Origin of the sequence: Acidilobus sp., from assembly GCF_049973875.1 — an archaeon.
In the GTDB taxonomy this organism is placed as follows: Archaea; Thermoproteota; Thermoprotei_A; order Sulfolobales; family Acidilobaceae; genus Acidilobus.
This window is the reverse complement of record NZ_JBMFJI010000068.1, coordinates 1-2,117: the sequence shown is the minus strand read 5'-3', so window position 1 is coordinate 2,117 and position 2,117 is coordinate 1. Positions and strand designations below refer to the sequence as shown.

Sequence of the window (2,117 nt, the reverse complement as noted above, 5' to 3'; positions counted from 1 at the left end):
GCCAATAGTTGTGAACTACGTGAACTACCCTCAACTCTTTTACCACTCCCTACTACCTAAGACTAGTCGTTAAGGCCGCGTTTAGTCTTTTTCGCTAACAACTTCCCTGTAGAGTGACGTGTATTCCATAATCATGCATCCCAGTCAAATGCTAACGCCTTGAGCTATTAAGCGGGAGCCAGGATACTGCTTTATTATGTACTTTGTGAAGGTACTTTATCAACATGTCTTTACCCTTGAGGTTGTTGTAGGCGGTCACGTTAAAGAACGCAGGCCCTGTCATATGACTGTCGCAACAGGGCCTGAACATCTCAAGCTCAATTCCGTTGTATATTAGCCTTGAGCGCACATGATACATCTTTTCTAGCTGTTTTGCTACACTATCTGACGCAGCAGCGATATACTCTATCCTCGGCAGGAGCTCCTTATATATGCGCTCTAAGACAAAGCTAATGGCTTTGTTCTTAAGCTCTAGCACATAAAACAATGGGGCATAGCCATGCCATATCAAGACCATGTTTTCAGCTTCGCCCTCAATAACAGTCTTAGTGCGAGGGTAAGAGGTGTGAACATGAACTCCATCATAATGCTTCGACTCCCTTGCAAACTCCTCTGAGCTTAGCCTTACGACGTTGACTTTCTCAGGAGCTTTATCCTAACCCTTGTCGCAGCCATCGTTACCTAGGCCCCATACTTTGGAAGGTATTCGGCTAGAGAGTTAATAACGGTAGTTAAGCCCCTTTCGTAATAGCCTAGGCTCGTCAATATCTTCAACTTTTACAGCCTACACAACTCTGCCTTCCTTTACTTTTTTTAAGGTGTAGACGTAAAAAATATCATGAAATCATGATATAGCCCTTACGAAGGCTTCATATTGCCTTAGTTAAATTTCAAAGATTTGAATACATAGCATCGCTGTGCCTTATGTTGAGAGCTTCTGATAAAGCACCTCATATTTAGGAAGCAGTTTGTCCCACGTGAACCTCTGGGACCATTGCCTGGCCTGAACGCTTAACCTTCTCCTTAGGCTCTCATCGATGAGCAGCTCCGCTATGGCTTCTCCAAACTCCCTTGGCTTGGGCCTCGCCCACAGGCCTACGACGCCTGGAGGGGCAACCTCAATCTGTCCTCCATACCCAGTTATCACTGGCGGCGTGCTGTGAGACTCGGCCTCTAAAAGCGTTATCCCAAAGGGCTCAAAAAGCGATGGAAAGGCGTAGACATCACTTATAGAGTAAAGTGTGTGCTTCTCGCTTTCATTAACAGCTCCAAGGTAATTTGCCGCAACGCCGTGAGACCTGGAGTAGCTGATGATGGCATTAGCCACGCCTTCGTCTGGGCCGGCAATTAATAGCCTTGCCTTTCTGACTCTGTCCCTAACGTACTCCATGGACTTCGTCAGCAGGCCCAGGTTCTTGGATCTGCTAATCCTTCCGAGGTATAGCACCGTGGAGCCATCTCTTGAGCTCAAGTTGACATTACATCTGTCCTCATCAATTCCATTTGGGATCACATGGATTTTTTTCTCACTCACCCCGAGTTCCTGAATTACTCTGGACTCGTAGGAGGTCAAGGCAATATAGGCGTCATACCTAGCAAGGGCACCCCTGCCGAGGGCGTCGGTTAATCTGTGATAGGTCCAGATCACTGGGCCTAGTTGACTTAGTCCATGAAAGGGTGAGTGGCCGTGGAGCACAACAGTAAAGCCAAGCTCATTTTTGAGTCTAGCTACCTGGAAGACGTGGGGGTGCCTCCAGACGTGCACATGCACAACTTCAGGCCTGAGGGATCTTATTACTTCAGGAAGCTCAGGGCTGTATGAGCCGTGGCTCCAAGTGAATGAAGGTCTCAGCCTTATGATGTGTACCCCATTTATGATCTCTTCCCTCGGCAGCGACATAATGTTGCCTGACCTAAGCCTGTTGTAGGTAATTATGTGGACTTCATGGCCTTTTGAGGCCATGTACTCAGCTACTCTCCTTACAACTTCCTCTACTCCCCCTATTACTGGCAGGTAGAACGGCGAGACATGCACTATCCTCAAACGCTGTTGCACCCTAATATTAACCAAAGTTCAAGACTTTAAGGGTTTTGACATTGTGGCATGGGTTCGGGAG

At 47.3% G+C, this 2,117-nt stretch carries 1 protein-coding gene and 1 pseudogene; both read right to left on the bottom strand.

The genetic code is table 11. From position 1 onward, the window contains the following. Positions 1-151: 151 nt before the first annotated feature. Positions 152-586: pseudogene (locus tag ACP5H1_RS08365) on the bottom strand (glycosyltransferase family 4 protein); the annotation flags it as partial. A gap of 336 nt (positions 587-922) precedes the next feature. After that, positions 923-2,035 carry a glycosyltransferase family 4 protein gene (locus ACP5H1_RS08360; RefSeq protein WP_427974047.1) on the bottom strand — a complete coding sequence of 371 codons (1,113 nt, stop codon included), beginning with the start codon at positions 2,033-2,035 and terminating at the stop codon, positions 923-925. Positions 2,036-2,117: the final 82 nt, after the last annotated feature.